Below are 15,495 nucleotides of genomic sequence, written 5' to 3'. Positions count from 1 at the left end.
AAAACTCAGGCAATGAGTTTCGTGCCGTGCCAAACTCCGCAATTTCCGGCCAGCTGGGGTGGCGAAGCGAAGCTAGAGCGGAGACGGCGCTTTGAGCCAGAAAACCGCTGTCTCAAAGTCGCCTAACAACATCAGCGACAAGATCGGTCGCTGTGTTGTTTGCAAGTCTGAGCCCCATCAGGCCTCCGATTGCTCCGCTTTGGAACTAGTGATTGAACAGTCAGACAAATCATTTGAACGTAAATTGTAAATCAACGTGCGCCGTAATGGTTGCACGTTCTTTTTTATGTTGCGGGGCTGTTGCCTGCTGCTCAATTTTAATGTCACGACGAACGCAAAGCACAATCAATGGTTGCGCCGCCCGAAAATGGTATCATGTGACTTAACCGGGCAATTCGTCTATGGCATGAATTGTCTCGTGACTTAAATGACAGGATGGCCTAACCGGATGTTTTCTGCTGAAATTATTATGAATCCAAGTGCGGGTAATGCACGCTGGAAGAAGGAGTTGCCGGCGTTGTTGGCGCTGCTTAAATCGCACTTTGCGCCGTTGCGGGTGAACCGGACCCAACAGCCGGGTGACGCGCAGATTGTGATCGAGAAATTGCTTAAAGCCTATCATGATCACCTTGATGAACTGCAACTGATTGTTATCGGTGGTGATGGCACGTTGCATGACGTTGTGAATGGCTTACAACGTCGCGGTCATCCCGAAGTGGCCATTGGCTATGTTCCGACGGGCACGGGCGATGACTTTGCGCGCGCCCAGCAGATACCCTTGGATCCGAAAAAGGCCGCGGCGGCACTGGTCACCGCTATGCCGCGACCGGTGCGGATCGGGGTTGCGACTTCCGCCAAATATGGGACTCAGTATTTCATCAATAATTTTGGGATTGGCATGGACGCGCAGATTGTTTACCAAACCAATCATTCGCTGCACAAAGGGACGCTAAATGCCCTCAAGTTGGGCCAATTTGCTTACGGCGCCAGCATTTTAAAAGCGCTGCGGGTGCAGAAAGGTTTCGCGGCAACGTGGCAAGTCGCCGGGCACTCTGAGAAACACGCTGATAACGCCTATTTGAATGTTTTTACCAACCATCCATTTCTCGGCGGCGGTATTCGCCTTTTTCCGGACGCAATGGATCAACGCCAGCGGTTATCACTGGTTCAAGTGCGCCGGGAAAAGCTTGGCACCTTGCTTCAAGTCGCGGTTGCCATTTTAAGCGGCCGATCGGTTCATAATGCTATCCACCATCTCGAGGCCGATCAATTTGATTTTGTCACGAAGGCTACGGTGCCGATTCAAATGGATGGTGAGGAGTACACGACGCCAATTGCGGTTACGTTGCGGCAAACGACACAGATGTTCTTATTGCCAATGACCAACTAAAAAGTCCCCATCGACAGTCGATGTTTCAGACTGTTGATGGGGACTTGCGATTTGCTCAAGTTGCTGTTGGTGTGGGCTTGCCAGCCGGTTAACGCTTGCGCACAAAGATCAATTTTGAGAACAGATAATTGGCCACCACGATGATAACTTGATCGAGAATTTTGACCAGAATCTCATTGCCATGCAGCCAGTCAACGCCGACGATCATGATGAAGTTGTCCAGCAGCAGTGACACGCCGCGAAGAATCAGAAAGCTAGTCAGTTCGAACCAAAACTTTTTCTTGCTGGAATAATCGCTGTGGAAGACGACACTTTTATTGGCAAAAAACGCAAAGATAACACTCACAATATTCGCGGTAGTATTGGTTAACACTAAACCGATGCCAAAGTAGCGCATCACGAAAAAAGTGACAAAGTTGATAAGGGTCGTGAGGCCGCCAATGAATAAGTAGTTGATGATCATTTCATAGCGGAGGTAAAGTTGAATCAGGGTTTTCAAAGGGAAGTGCTCCTCTAGTATTAGGTTTGGCACGTATGCCTGCCCGAATAATGGCAACTCGTCACAGTATACCATGCAAGGCAGGAATGCGTCAGCCGGCGAATGATCAAGTGACTTGCACTTTTGCACGGGTATGACTTACAATTAATAAGCAACATTGAAACGTTATTTTTGTACGATAGGTGTGCTTGAATCTCGACAAATTTCAGGGTATCCTTTTCCCAAGGAGGGTGACGATGACAAAATCTAGTAAGCAACAACCGCCGCGCAAGCATCGTTGGCTTTGGCGGACGATTTTCACGCTCGGTATCCTTCTTGGCTTAGCGCTGGTCTTCAATGAACCGATTAAGTTATTTGTGGTTGATCATTTAAGTCAGACAACGATGGCGCATATTGATCGGGACACGGTTGACAAAAATGAAAAGAAGCACGCGACGTTTGATTTTAAAGGCGTCAAGGCGTTGGATATCAATACGGTCGGCAATGCAGCGATCACGCGTAATCTGCATCCTATCGGCAAAATTGCTATTAGCAGCGTCAACCTGAAGCTGCCGATTCTCAAGGGTTTATCCAACGATAACCTGAGTGCCGGTGCCGGAACGATGAAGGCCGATCAGAAGATGGGCGAAGGGAATTACGCGTTAGCCGGTCACTATATGACCAATCAAGGCATCCTCTTTTCGCCATTAAAGAACGTTAAAAAAGGCGATACGGTTGTTATCACGAATATGAAGCACATCTACACGTATAAGGTGACGACTAAACAGATTGTTAATGAGACCCAAGTCCAATGGATCGATGATGTGGCGGGCAAGAAACTGATCACGTTGGTCACATGTGCGTCACCGACTGAAGGCGAAGTCGATCGGATCATTGTTCAAGGCGAGCTGCAAACAGTTAAAGATGCCAACAGTCATAATTTGAAAATTTTCTTATAATTTAAGCAAGTGTGAGCGAATGCTTGCACTTTTTTTCTTTTTGCGGCAGGCTAAAGTTTAATGAGTAAAGAATGTTAAATGGGGGAGACTATGTCAGCTTACGAAAAATTTATCAACAACGTGCCGGTTCGGCGTACCGTTGTTTTATTCTCGGTATTTCTAGTCTTATGGTTCGCCCGCAGTATTATGAGCGATATTTTGCTGACATTTATTTTTGCCTTTTTGGTCAGCCGCTTGGTTCATGCGGTGCAACGGCGTGTTCACATTCGCCCGTTTATCATTGTGGTGCCGGTTTACATATTGGTCCTTTTGGGGCTGGTTTATGCGGCTGTACATTATGTACCGGCGATTGTCAGGCAAACCATCACGCTGTTTAATTCAGTGCAGAATTTTTATAACAGTGATGCCTTTGCTAACAATCAAGTGATGCAGTGGATATTGTCGAGCACCAAGAGCCTGAATCTGACCGAACAGCTTAAAACCGGGCTGTCGACGGTTCTCGAATATGCCGGCAATATTGGCGCCATGGGGTTGACGCTGGTTCTGTCATTTATTTTAAGTTTCTTCTTTACGATCGAGCTCGACAGCCTGCCTGAGTTCGGCAAACTGTTCCTGGATTCGCCGTTTGGCTGGTACTTCAAAGACTTGCGCTATTTTGCCATGAAGTTCATCAATACCTTTGGCGTGGTGATGGAAGCCCAGATTTTTATTGCGGTAGTCAACACGGTCATTACGACGATTACCTTGTTATTCCTGAAAATGCCGAACATTCCTAGTTTGGCCATTATGGTCTTTCTGTTGTCACTGATTCCGGTGGCCGGGGCGATCATATCGTTAATTCCGCTGACCATTATCGGCTATACCGTCGGCGGCTGGCAGGATGTGATTACCATTTTGATCATGATTGCCGTGATCCACGTACTGGAAGCTTATGTGTTGAATCCGAAATTTATGAGCAGTCGGACGCAGCTGCCGGTATTTTTTACGTTCGTGATTTTGCTAGTTGCCGAACGACTTTTTGGCACATGGGGTCTGATTGTCGGTATTCCGATTTTTACGTTCTTCCTCGATGTGTTAGGCGTCAAAAAGATTGCCGGAACGAAATCCAGTCACTCGACATATGCCAGCATCCCGCAGCCAAAGGAGCACGACGGCGATGGCGCATAAAAAACGTTGGTTGATCGTGATCGGGGTGCTCGTGGCGGTGCTTGCAGCAGGTGGCTTGACGATGGCGTGGATCCAACATCAACGCGATGCCACTAAGATTACGGCACATCCGGTTCCCCAAGCACAGTTAGGTAAAAGTGCCCGCAAGCTCATTCGCGAGACTGACTTCAGAGGCAGCATCGCATTGATCAAACAGGGGCGAGTGGTGTATAGCGGTGGCGTTGGCGAGGCGAATCACGATCGCAAATTGGCCAATACCGGCGATACCATGTTTCCGTTGGCCTCGGTCGAAAAGTATCTGACCGCCTTGCTGATCGGCCGGTTAGTGGCCAATCACCAGTTGAAGCTGACGACGAAGCTGGCGAAGTTTTATCCGGAGATTGCCCATAGCAAGGACATCACGGTTCGCCAACTGCTTGATCACCGTTCCGGGATTCAGATGGACGAGTTAATGCCAGACAATATTTTGCCATCGGAGTCGAAGGCCCTGGATTGGAACTTGCAGCAACTAGGGTCGACCGGTCAGCATGACTTTTTCTATACAAATGCGAACTATGCGCTGTTGGTCGGCATCATTCGCAAGGTAACCGGCAAAAGTTTTGCGACGACATTGCGAGAAACGATCCTGACGCCGTTAAATCTTCAACATACCCGCAATTTTGATGAACTAACCGCAAAAATGCCCGTAGCGCAAGGCTATCTCACCGAAGATGATGACCACTACCAGCCAGATGATCTTAGCCCGGCACTCTTGTCGAGCTTACTTGGCAGCGGCAGCGAGTACATGAGTGTGACTGACCTGGCGAAAGTCATCATTGCTGCAGAAACCGGGAAGATCATTCCGCCTAAAGTTTACCGCGAGCTGATCAGCGCCAATTATGCCGACGGTAATCGGTATGCCAGCGGGGTGGCCTGGCTAGATGATCAGCGGTTATTGCAAGGCATGTACAACGACAATCCGGAAAGCTTCAGTACGTTAGCTTATTTCCGCGCCAATGCAGCGAGTGGCGTTGTGCTGTTTGGCAATCACACCATGACTACAGATACGGTGACGTTAGCCCAGAATCTGGAAGCATTGGTTCGATAGTGCGACAAAAAGACGACACTAGAGGAAAAAATCCAGTGTCGTCTTTTTTGCAACGTTAAATGAAACTGCTAGTAGTTGAAAGAGCGGCCAATATCGTTGATGCCTTGGTAAAGACTGCTAATGATACTTGAGAGTCCGAGCATGCCAACCACCATGAAGACCAGGAAGAGTAATGCGCTGGCAATTAAGTATGCATAGATTTTATCGAACTGATTTGTTGGTTGCGCGGTGAATAGCATATAGGGTCCGGCCAAGAGGAAGAGTCCGAGACTTAACGCGACGAGCAATGTGAGCAGCATGGCCGATCCGACGTTGATAAGGCCCACGATCTGCATCAGCAGCGTGAAAAGCGAGAAGAACACCATCCAGTTAGCGTGGAAGGCATAGTCGGTGGTGAACTCAAGAAAATTGCGCCGCCGATCGCCCAGAATACCGCGGATCGCCAGATAATAAATCGCAATAATAGCAACTGCAAGAATGGCGACCATGACAAACAGTTTGATGAAGGTGCTTAAAACGATACTGGCAACGCCACCTGGAAGTGACGATAGCGTACTGCTAACCCGCAACGCGATTGTTAAGGCCAGACTGATAATGGTAATGGCCAAGCTGGTAAAGCCAAAATAAGGGTGATAAGACTGATCAATGTGCGCCGGATGCTTGATGCTGTCAACTAGATAACGCCAGTAACTGCCAGCATACTGTTTGCCTGCTTCAACCGTTGGATTAGGCTGCTTGGGTGCTGCTGGTGCCTGTGCGACCGGTTGACTGTTCTCGGCGCCAGAATTTGTATTTGTATCGGTTGATGCGGTTGCCGTTGATGTTGCCGGCTTCTGTGGCGCTTGAGAAGGATTGGCAGTAGCGCTTTGTGCTGCTGTTGAGGCTGAATTAGCCGTTTCATCCTTCACCGCTTCTTTTGCAGCAGAAATTGGTGTGGCTGAACTTGTGGCCGGCTTTTCAGCAGGTGCAGTGTGAGATGCCGTATCAGCTTGTTCTTGCGTTACCGCAACGTCAGCTAAATTAGTACCACATTTGACACAGAAGTTGGCGGTTACCAGATTATGGGCGCCGCAATTAGGACATATTTTAAACATAGAATTACCTCCAAAGTAAAAGTGAGCGTGAACCAGCCCGGTTAGAAACCGGAGTGTAAGTGGCCACAGGTGTGATGGCCCGGGTCTGGCCATTGCGCCTGAGGCCCTTATACGCAGGTTTCTGGGCTGGCGAGCGCGTTAAGATGAGCGTGAACCGGCGTGGTTAGAAGCCGAAGTATAAGCGGCCTTGGGCGTGATGGCCGGGTTTTGGCCATTGCGACCAAGGTCCTTATACGCAGGCTTCTGCGCCGGTGAACGCGTTATGGTCCGACCCAGTTCACGCATTGAGCCGAATCCCCAGTTATGAAAACACCCGTCACCTAATCATACCAAATGAATTGGCGAATGCCTTAAGCTACCACCAAAAAATCACCTGCGATGGAAGAGCCGATAAAGACCACCGGCAACCAAGGCAAAGGTGGTGCCGAGTAAGATCAAATCCATGACCCCGTGAACCAAGGACAAGAAGCCGTTTTCATTCACGGCCACTTGAAAGGCAGTGGTGCTTACATAGACCAAAAAATAAATCACACTGATCAGCCAGAAGCCGCCGATCGTTAACCAGATTTTTTTCAAGATAACCTCCAAGTAGTGGGTTGTTGCCGCGATGCAGTGGGCACACTAGACGATGGTCATCACCACCGGAGCGCGACCCACTTTTACACGCCGTTCAGGTGACCTCAATCATTTTCTTTTCCCTTATGTTTCCAATATACCAGAGAAAGCGGGTGCGAACTTACTGAAAATGGTGTAACATGAGATTCTGTAAACAGACAGAAGACTGTCAAATCATAAAAGCGAGGTATTCTCTGATATGGCGAAATTAGTATTGATCCGTCACGGGCAAAGTGAATGGAACCTGTCCAACCAATTCACCGGCTGGGTGGATGTTGATCTGAGTGAAAAAGGTGTCGAAGAAGCAAAGCATGCTGGGCAATTGGTCAAGCAGGCCGGCCTTGAATTCGATCAGGCTTACACTTCAGTTTTAACCCGTGCGATCAAGACCCTGCACTACGTCTTGGAAGAATCCGGCCAATTGTGGATTCCGGAAATGAAGACCTGGCGTCTGAACGAACGTCACTATGGCGCATTACAAGGCTTGAACAAAAAGGAAACGGCTGATAAATATGGTGCCGACCAAGTTCATATCTGGCGCCGTTCGTATGACGTTTTGCCACCATTGTTGAAAGCAACTGACGAAGGCTCTGCTGCTAAGGATCGTCGTTATGCTAACCTTGATCCGCGGATCATTCCTGGCGGCGAAAACCTGAAAGTCACGCTGGAACGGGTTATCCCATTCTGGGAAGACCATATCGCACCGGATCTGTTGGATGGCAAGAACGTTGTCATTGCGGCACACGGTAACTCACTGCGCGCTTTGACCAAGTACATCGAAAACATTTCCGACGCTGACATCATGAACTTGGAAATGGCAACTGGCGAACCGGTTGTTTATGACTTTGATGAAAAGTTGAACGTTAACAGCAAGACCAAGTTGGATTAATTCTAGCTTGATTGGCTAAACAATCCGTATAAGACGGGCATTGTTCGTGCAGATTTTGTATTTGTGCGAGGATGCCTGTCTTTTTTGGTGTTTAGTATCTAGCGAACCGAGTTTAAAGCTGATTAAGTTTGTAGTTTGGCAAAGATAAGTTATAATAGTTGTATGATTATTGAACTAAGTAGCGCGCAAGTTGATGAAATTCAGGTTAAGGTTTTTAAAGCATTGGCTGATCCAGTTAGACTGGCTATTATTCGCTATTTAAAAAAGGTGAACAAGGAGGTCACCTGTGGCGAAGTCGGTGAGGCAATTAAAATGAGCAAGTCGGCGGGATCCTATCATTTTCGCTTGTTACGTGAAGCTGGATTGACGAAGACGCGAAAATCTTCGCGCGAGAAGTATGTTTCGCTTAATGCTGAAAATTTTGATCTCTATGTAACGAATTTTTATAAAAATTTGTAGATGGCCGGTAGATGTCTATCGGCTATTTTTATACAAAATAGTTCAAAAAGATTTGAACTATGTATTGCAATTTACGAAAGCAAGCTTTAAGGTTTAATAGTTGAACAATCGTTTAACTATTAAATATTGAGGAGCGTGCTCGTATGTTAAATGCTGAAAAGGCAAAACCAAAGACAGGCTGGATCTTATTTTTGACATCGCTTGGCTTTTTTATGTCAATGATGGATTCAATGATTGTGACGACTGCTTCAACGGCTATTAGAAGTGACTTTTCTATTTCTGTTGATCAATTGCAGTGGGCTTTAAATGCCTATAATATTGCGATTGCTGCCGTATTACTGGTTGGTGTGGCGATAGGCGATCGGCTGGGACATCGCAAAGTTTATGAACTGGGGTTGCTCATCTTTGTTATTGGATCGATTCTCTGCGCCTTGTCCGGGAATATTATGTCGTTGATTGTTGCCCGGGTTGTTGAAGGTGTTGGCGCATCGGTTATCACGCCGATGTCAATGGCCATCTTGACAGCAAACGTACCAGTGGAAAGCCGCGGCAAAGCGCTAGGTATTTGGAGCGGCATTGGGGGACTGGCGCTTATTGTCGGACCGGCATTAGGTGGTATCATCGTCGCCAAGATTGCGTGGCAGTGGATCTTCTGGATTAATGTGCCAATTGGTTTAATTTGCATCTTATTATCACAACAGAAGCTTCCTGAAACCAAAGCCGGATCCCAAAAGATCAATATTCTTGACTCACTTTTAGTGGTTTTAACTTCAGCAGGTCTGATTTGGGCGCTTTCGGCAAGTAAATCAGTCAAAATCCCCACAGCAGCTATCATTGTGGCAGTTTTAAGTATTTTGTTTGCGTTGTTACTCGTATGGCGACAAAAACGCGAAGACTTTCCCTTGATTCCTTTAAGCTTTTTCCAGCGGTGGCAATTTACCGGTGCTAATCTTGCGACGGCGCTTCTATATGCCGCAATGTACGGAGTCGTGTTCTTCCTTCCTCAATTTTTCCAGGTGGTTGGACATGTCAATGCCATGATTGCGGGAATGGAAATGCTGCCATGGACGGGCATGCTGGTTCTTGTTGCCCCGTTTGCGGGTCGCGCCGTGGATCGTTTTGGAGAACAGCTTATTGCGATCTTTGGGCTATTTCTGCAAGGGCTTGGTTATTTGCTTATTGGCTTAATCGTTCACGATGGTTATACATATAGTCTAACGATCGTGCCGCTTGGTCTGGCAGGTATTGGTCTTTCAATGGCAGGGCCAGCATTGCAAAAAGCGGTCTTGGGTGCTGTCAGCCCAAAGAATCTGGGAAAAGCTTCAGGTTTGTACAATATGTTTCGATTGTTTGGCGGTGCCATTGGGGTCACCATTTCAGTTTTGATTTTCTATGCAATTGGCAGTGCAGACACATCACTTGAATTTTCAAGGGGGTTTCAAGCGGCTATGGTCGGCGCGGGCGGACTTTCGTTAATCGGTATTTTGTCCGCATTAAGATGGCGTCAAAATGCTTAAACGTCAGTGAAGGTATGTGGCCTAATCTTGCACCTGAAGCTCAACTGTCTGATAATCAGTTTAAACAGTTCGTGAAAAGAGGCAGTTAAGTGGCAAACTATATTAAAGAAATTCGCAGCAAGGTCGGGCATATGCCCATTTTTCTCAATGCAGTGGCTGGTGCGGTTGTTAACGATCAGGGGCAGTTATTGTTGCAGCAGCGGACCGATGCCGGCAACTGGAGCGTTCCCGGCGGCATGATGGAATATGGCGAGTCGTTTCTTGAGACGCTGAAACGCGAAATGAAAGAAGACTCCGGTCTGCTGGTTGAGCCGATCAAGGTCCTGCATACCTTTGATCGCGGGTTTACGACTTACCCGAATGGCGATCAGGCGCAGATTGTCTGCCGGTTTTATCTGGTCAATCCTGTTGGCGGAAGTTTGGAAGATGCCGACCCTAAGGAAACTTTGGCGTTACGGTATTTTGATTTTGATGCGTTACCGCCATTGTTTAGTCAGCAAACGCGTGACATGATCGATTGCGTCCGGGATTACTTGCAAACACAGGCTTAGCAGTAAGCGTACCGCGGTTATTTATTTGAATAGCAACATTGGGCTGAGGCGTGCCTCGGCCTTTTTATTAGCTTTTATTGACAGGGGCTAACAAAGCGTTTATTGTGTATCTTGTTAGTTAGAAATTTAAAAGACTAACTAATATGAATCCTGATTAAGGAGGCAACGTGATCATGCAACGTTCTGCAAACGAGACAATGATTAGTCAACATTCCGCAGTATCAAAGGGACTTAATTTAAAAGGCTTTTTGAACCTTTTTAGTGCTATTCACCCGCATTATTGGCAACTGGCTTTTGGCTTCACGTTAGGGATTGTCGCGACGCTTGGTCAGTTACTCGTACCGACAATGGCTAAATCTTTGATCAATACGCTGGGCCATTCGCTTGATACCAAGCTGGTTATAGGCATGCTGGGACTGTTTATCGGATCAGCATTGTTAAGTGCTGGATCTGGCGCGGTATTGGGCTTTTTCGGCGAAGACGTGGTTGCTAAGTTGCGAGAGAAACTGTGGACAAAATTGCTGGTGTTGCCGGTTAGTTACTTTGACAAAACCAAATCTGGCGAAATCACTTCGCGACTCGTAAACGATTCAACCCAAGTCAAAGATTTATTGGCTAATTCCTTACCGCAAATGGTGACAGCGTTGATGCAGTTGCTGGGAGCACTTATTTTCATGTTGATGATGGATTGGAAAATGACCATCATTATGTTTGCAGCGGTGCCGTTGATGATTGTGATCTTTTTACCCGTGGCCACGCAAGCACGTAAAATCGCATTTTCCCGGCAAGAGAATCTGGCCGCTTTCAGTGGAGAAGCAGGCGATGTTTTAGGGGCAATCCGGTTGGTTAAAAGTTCTAATGCAGAAGCAGCGGAGAAACAAACAGGACATGCGCAAATTAAGCGATTGTATCATTTAGGCTTGAAAGAAGCGGTTTATGACGCGATTGCCCAACCAGTGATGACAACGGTTATGATGGCACTGATTGTTGGCATATTGGCGTATGGGGCTAGTCGGGTGGCAACGGGTTCGATGAATTTGGGAACCTTGTTTGCTTTCCTGATGTATCTGACACAGCTTATCGGACCATTTTCAACGTTGGGGCAGTTCTCCACGGAAGCGTCTAAGGCGAGTGGCTCGACCGCCCGTCTGGAAGAATTGCTGCAACAAGAAGAAGAAAAAAGATCAGGTCGCCCATTGGCAGATGCAAGCGGCAAGGCCTTGACCATGAGCCATGTTAACTTTAGTTACGACGACAAGACGCCGGTTTTAAAGGATGTGTCGATTGAGGCAGCACCGAATCAGGTCATTGCGTTTGCAGGTCCTTCCGGTGGTGGTAAATCAACCATCATCAGTCTTTTGGAACGCTTTTATGAGCCGGACAGTGGCCACATTTTAATCGGAGATCAGGATATTGCGCAGCTTGATGTTAATGATTGGCGCGAACAGATTGGCTTGGTGGGACAGGACGCAACGGTGATGGCAGGAACGATTCGCTATAATTTAGCGTACGGTGCCGCCAAAACTTACACAGACGCTGAATTATGGCACGTGTTGGACATGGCTTATGCAAAGGATTTTGTAATCGCAATGCCCCAAGGATTAGATACCAATGTTGGTGAACGGGGTGAGAAACTTTCTGGCGGACAACGACAGCGGCTCGCCATTGCCCGCGCGTTCTTGCGGGATCCCAAGATTCTGATCATGGATGAGGCGACTGCCAGCTTGGATGCCGAATCCGAAATGATGGTACAAAAAGCTTTGAATAAGTTGATGCATGGACGCACGACCATCGTGATTGCCCATCGATTAAGCACGATTGTTAACGCTGATCGCATTTATTTTATTGAAAATGGATCGGTTAGTGGCAGCGGTACTCATGACGAATTAGTCGCCACGCACCCAGTTTATCGCGAATATGTTCAGGACCAATTTGGACAAGCCGTGCCAATAAATGCGCAAAAAGCAGTCGGCGACTAAAAAGATAGGTAGTGTTGACAAGGGCTAACTAATGGAGTATTGTTAAGATGTTAGTTCGGCATATGGTTTTCTAACTAAAAAGGAGTTTTAATATGACAAAGACTTCGGAAGCATTGTTAAAAGCATTTGGCAGTTTGCTTCAAAAACGGGCGTTTATTGGCGCCGTGACCAGCAGTTTGCGATTTGGCGATCGGCAACGGCAACCCAATCAATTGCGATTGTTGCGCTTATTAGACGATAAGGGCGAGTTAACCAACTCGGATTTGGTTGAGGCTTTGGATATTCGTCCTAGTTCTGTTTCTGCACTGGTTCAGAAATTAGAAGAATTAGGATTGCTCGCGCGGCATGAATCGGAAACTGATAAGCGAGTTCAACTGATCGCCCTCACCGATGATGGCCGAAAGTTTATCGAAACGACTGGCAAACTTAAGACGGATTTACCTGACCAGATTTTTGCTGGTCTGTCTGAAGAGGAACAGGCTGATTTACTGAAATTAATCGATAAACTGACAGCGGATCTTGCCACGCGTGATGACCTTACCTGGCCAGAAGGCAAACAATTTGATGACATGCGTGCGTGGGCAGAACGGTTCCATCACGGTCATCATGGCCCTCGCCGTGGTTATCCGGGCAGTTTTGGTGCTGGCGGTCCGCGGGGGTTTGAGCCGCGGTTTTAAAAATCAAATTTTGCAAATGGTAATATCACTGGTTTAAGAAGGATTCCGCTGTTGTATTTTGCTAAGCGTACTGTGCTTGATATTGTATTTCGTTAATTGTGCTGAAGAATCGACTTTAAGGGCGAGTTTTGTCACTAAAGCCGATTTTTTTGTATGCGCATCCGCCAATCTTAGGGGACACTACATCTACAAATACTTTAACTGCTTATCAGTGTAAATGTAGAAGCTAAAAGCATCACTTGAAATAATTAGTGTTTTCAATGAGCGAAGTTGTTGTAAGATTGTCTTGCCAAATCTTTTAGGCCGATACATTAAGCTGTAGATATTTACGAAGTCTTCTGGAAGAACGCCGGAAAAGTATTAGCTAAAATAACGGAGGGGTTATTTGAAAATGAAATACTGTCCAAATTGCGGGGTGCGGGTTGATTCTGAAGAACTTTTTTGTCATAATTGTGGTTTTAATTTGGCTCAGTTTCGAGCTAGAAGAACTTCGACATCAGTTAATCAACAAAAGCAGCGGCAATCACAGCTGAAGACACGAACTCATCAACAAACAAGCGAGGATTCAGCAAGTCAAATGCTTCCGCCACAGCGGTCTAATCGGCCGAACAAGAATCGTCCATGGGTGATGGGTGCTATCGTGATTGGTATTTTTGTTTTGCTCTTATTAGGTGTGTTTTATTCGCAAAAACGCCTTGATCGTGTAAGCAACGCAACTGATTCATCTAAAAGCGGCGAGTATTTTGACGTGTCTTCATTCATGAAAGAGGCTAGCAAGGATTCTGCCCAATCACGCTCTGCTGAAAAAGCTTCCACAATGGCAGAGAATTCTCTAAATTCAGAAGTAGAGGCTAATGAATCTGCCATAGATGCTAGTGAATCTGGAAATGCAAATCTAACAGATCACGATCTTGACAACGACCAGATAGCACAAACTATAGCAGAGTATGGCGGCTTCGACTTGCGAGATTACCGGGTTAAATTCAGTGTGCCAGCCAGCAGTATGACAGAAGTTGATGTTTACGATAAAACCAATGGCAGCCTCTATGGCAAATACCGTTATGATGAAATTCATGGTCAGATAAGCCAGTATCGTGATGAAACTGGCAAGTGGGAGTTGATCAAGGATGGTGATAACTGATACTATTCGTTGCGATATCAGGCAACTGTATGTCAACAGAAGCGATAGTTACTTAAGGTAAACATACACTGCCATCAATCTCTCTAGTGATGGACAACCTAATTTTGAGAATGATAAAATTCTGAATCATTCGAGAACGAGGCTCTTATACTTGAACTTTTAATAAACCTTTTGCGGGAACTTTACTATTTCACCCCAAGCAGGCAATATGGAATTAAACATATCAGAATGGAGGTCACCGATTTGGCTGAAAAAATGCGGTACTGTCCAAATTGCGGCTTTAGAATACCGGCTGGGGTGAAGTTTTGTCCGAATTGCGGTATGGATTTGGTGCAATTTGATGCGCGCTTAGCCGCTCAATCAGCAACGCAGCAAACGCAAAGCCATCCGACAATGCAGCAGACGGCAAGCGATACGACACGTGCGGCGCAACGGGAAACAGCAGGCCGATCACGGCGCCAACAGGAGAAAACGGCGAACGTTAAGAAAAGCCTTGTGTTGACGGACGATAGTTTTCAACATTTTCTCGACTGGCTGGCAACACATATCGTGTATACCTTGATTGGGGCGCTGGTCCTTTTTTGCGTCTTCAGTTTTTCCGTTTGGATTGGTTGGCTACTGGCGGTCATTAGCACGGTCGCAGTTTATGTCGTCGCCAATCGTCGAGTGGTGACACCTTACCAAAGCAAATTCAGTAATGAGTCGCCAGATGATGATGATATTTGGACGATGCCTCAATCCGCTGCGCCGGGGCAAGGTGCAAACTATACTGCAGCAGCGGGTGGTCAATCGACAACCTCGCCGTGGCCACAGGGGATGACGACGAATGCGCCGCAACACTGGTGGACACGGCTAGCCGGAAAACCGCGACGACGCGGTGGCGTGATTTGGATTGCTTATTTACTGGCTGCTTTTGTAGCTCTGATTGCTGCCTATGTGTGGCCATTTGGTGCCAGCGGTGTGGGAACCACTGCAGTTGGCGGCAGCCTGTATGATTTGGTGCGCAGTGCGAATACGTTAGCAGAAACCGCTGCAGCTGCCGGTACCGTCAGTTCGGCGAAGGCTAATTTGCCTTATCTGGCCTTGGTGTTAGCAGGTTTGGGCCCGGCATTGGGCTTGTTGTTTGGTTTCTTCCGGTCACGCGGCATGATGCGGTTGGGTGGCATGTTGGGCTTGCTTGGCTATGCATCGCTTTACTTTGCTTACGCGCCGCTGATGAGTAGCGGCAGTAATCAAACCCAAGGATTATTGAGTCCAGGTATCGGTTATTCGATTGGGATCGGGGCTGCCTTAGTGATGTTTGTAACGGCCCGTCTGTTGCCACGAGACTGACATCAGAAGCTGAATAGTTCTTTTGGATCAACCAGGTGATTGATCGATCACCATAACGCGTTCGCCGGCGCAAAAGCCTGCGTATAAGGACCTTGGTCGCAATGGCCTAAGCCCGGGCCATTACGCCCAAGGCCACTTATACTCCGGCTTCTAAGCGCGC

At 47.2% G+C, this 15,495-nt stretch carries 15 protein-coding genes and 1 pseudogene; 12 read left to right on the top strand and 4 right to left on the bottom strand.

Features of this window, described 5'->3' with window-relative positions:
- Positions 1–16: 16 nt before the first annotated feature.
- Positions 17–233: pseudogene (locus LHUE1_RS14320) on the bottom strand (hypothetical protein); the annotation flags it as partial.
- Positions 234–448: 215 nt separating this feature from the next.
- On the opposite strand from LHUE1_RS14320, the gene LHUE1_RS01270 reads away from it, so the two are divergent.
- Positions 449–1,390, top strand: coding sequence for a diacylglycerol/lipid kinase family protein (locus LHUE1_RS01270; protein ID WP_049169141.1), 942 nt, complete (start codon positions 449–451; stop codon positions 1,388–1,390).
- Between the two features lie 88 nt (positions 1,391–1,478).
- Here the strand turns inward: LHUE1_RS01270 and LHUE1_RS01265 are convergent, their stop codons facing one another.
- Positions 1,479–1,889 (bottom strand): GtrA family protein, encoded by a 411-nt coding sequence (locus LHUE1_RS01265; protein WP_049169140.1) that lies wholly within the window; start codon positions 1,887–1,889, stop codon positions 1,479–1,481.
- Positions 1,890–2,125: 236 nt separating this feature from the next.
- Between LHUE1_RS01265 and LHUE1_RS01260 the strand changes: the two genes are divergently transcribed.
- From LHUE1_RS01260 to LHUE1_RS01250, 3 genes are all read left to right on the top strand, one after another.
- Positions 2,126–2,827 carry a class A sortase gene (locus LHUE1_RS01260; RefSeq protein WP_049169139.1) on the top strand — a complete coding sequence of 234 codons (702 nt, stop codon included), beginning with the start codon at positions 2,126–2,128 and terminating at the stop codon, positions 2,825–2,827.
- A 90-nt stretch (positions 2,828–2,917) separates the two neighbouring features.
- On the top strand, positions 2,918–3,994 hold the full coding sequence (locus LHUE1_RS01255) for an AI-2E family transporter (RefSeq protein WP_049169138.1): 1,077 nt from the start codon (positions 2,918–2,920) through the stop codon (positions 3,992–3,994).
- On the top strand, positions 3,984–5,081 hold the full coding sequence (locus LHUE1_RS01250) for a serine hydrolase domain-containing protein (protein ID WP_049169137.1): 1,098 nt from the start codon (positions 3,984–3,986) through the stop codon (positions 5,079–5,081). The genes LHUE1_RS01255 and LHUE1_RS01250 overlap by 11 nt, the downstream gene beginning before the upstream one ends.
- Before the next feature lie 68 nt (positions 5,082–5,149).
- Here the strand turns inward: LHUE1_RS01250 and LHUE1_RS01245 are convergent, their stop codons facing one another.
- Complete coding sequence (locus tag LHUE1_RS01245) at positions 5,150–6,175, bottom strand: zinc-ribbon domain-containing protein (RefSeq protein WP_049169136.1); 1,026 nt, start codon at positions 6,173–6,175, stop codon at positions 5,150–5,152.
- 369 nt (positions 6,176–6,544) lie between these two features.
- Positions 6,545–6,751: a hypothetical protein gene (locus tag LHUE1_RS01240; protein WP_049169135.1), complete on the bottom strand. Its 207-nt coding sequence runs from the start codon at positions 6,749–6,751 to the stop codon at positions 6,545–6,547.
- Positions 6,752–6,989: 238 nt separating this feature from the next.
- On the opposite strand from LHUE1_RS01240, the gene LHUE1_RS01235 reads away from it, so the two are divergent.
- The 8 genes from LHUE1_RS01235 (at position 6,990) to LHUE1_RS01200 (ending at position 15,335) form a co-directional block, all read left to right on the top strand.
- Positions 6,990–7,679, top strand: coding sequence for a 2,3-diphosphoglycerate-dependent phosphoglycerate mutase (locus LHUE1_RS01235; protein WP_047106419.1), 690 nt, complete (start codon positions 6,990–6,992; stop codon positions 7,677–7,679).
- A 162-nt stretch (positions 7,680–7,841) separates the two neighbouring features.
- Positions 7,842–8,138, top strand: a complete 297-nt coding sequence (locus LHUE1_RS01230) for an ArsR/SmtB family transcription factor (RefSeq protein WP_010491770.1) — start codon at positions 7,842–7,844, stop codon at positions 8,136–8,138.
- 143 nt (positions 8,139–8,281) lie between these two features.
- On the top strand, positions 8,282–9,655 hold the full coding sequence (locus tag LHUE1_RS01225; RefSeq protein ID WP_049169134.1) for an MFS transporter: 1,374 nt from the start codon (positions 8,282–8,284) through the stop codon (positions 9,653–9,655).
- An 89-nt stretch (positions 9,656–9,744) separates the two neighbouring features.
- Positions 9,745–10,206, top strand: coding sequence for an NUDIX hydrolase (locus LHUE1_RS01220; RefSeq protein ID WP_049169133.1), 462 nt, complete (start codon positions 9,745–9,747; stop codon positions 10,204–10,206).
- A gap of 197 nt (positions 10,207–10,403) precedes the next feature.
- Entirely contained in the window at positions 10,404–12,185 is a 1,782-nt protein-coding gene (locus LHUE1_RS01215) for an ABC transporter ATP-binding protein (protein WP_191978399.1), read from the top strand.
- Between the two features lie 92 nt (positions 12,186–12,277).
- Entirely contained in the window at positions 12,278–12,862 is a 585-nt protein-coding gene (locus LHUE1_RS01210; protein WP_049169131.1) for a MarR family winged helix-turn-helix transcriptional regulator, read from the top strand.
- Between the two features lie 391 nt (positions 12,863–13,253).
- Complete coding sequence (locus LHUE1_RS01205) at positions 13,254–14,003, top strand: zinc-ribbon domain-containing protein (protein WP_065425653.1); 750 nt, start codon at positions 13,254–13,256, stop codon at positions 14,001–14,003.
- 243 nt (positions 14,004–14,246) lie between these two features.
- Positions 14,247–15,335: a zinc ribbon domain-containing protein gene (locus LHUE1_RS01200; protein ID WP_049169129.1), complete on the top strand. Its 1,089-nt coding sequence runs from the start codon at positions 14,247–14,249 to the stop codon at positions 15,333–15,335.
- Positions 15,336–15,495: the final 160 nt, after the last annotated feature.

The organism is Lacticaseibacillus huelsenbergensis, assembly GCF_029726355.1.
In the GTDB taxonomy this organism is placed as follows: Bacteria; Bacillota; Bacilli; order Lactobacillales; family Lactobacillaceae; genus Lacticaseibacillus; species Lacticaseibacillus casei.
This window is presented reverse-complemented; position numbering and strand designations above follow the sequence as displayed.